This is a genomic window from Iodobacter violaceini, assembly GCF_011601265.1.
Classification (GTDB): Bacteria; Pseudomonadota; Gammaproteobacteria; order Burkholderiales; family Chitinibacteraceae; genus Iodobacter; species Iodobacter violaceini.
Genome location: NZ_JAAOLX010000057.1, coordinates 1 through 251 on the forward strand (window position 1 = coordinate 1; position 251 = coordinate 251).

Consider the following 251-nt stretch of genomic DNA (forward strand, 5'->3'; position numbering starts at 1 on the left):
CAGATTAAAGCCCTGACCACCGCACAAGTGGCCACGCTGACCACGGATCAGACCCTGGCCCTGACCACCGGCTCATTGCAGGGCTTAACCTCTGATCAGGCTGCGGCGCTGACCACGGCCCAGGCCGTCATTCTGACTTCGCGTCAGGTTGCTGCCCTCAACACCACTAATATCGCCGCACTCGAAACCCGCGATCTGGCCGTGATCAGCACACTGGCGATTGCTGCACTTTCCAGCGCTCAGATCAGAGT

1 protein-coding gene is annotated in these 251 nt (G+C 60.2%); it reads left to right on the top strand.

The features are described from left to right. The coding region (locus tag HA050_RS22775) for a hypothetical protein (RefSeq protein WP_166830593.1) at window positions 1–251 on the top strand (251 nt) is incomplete at both ends.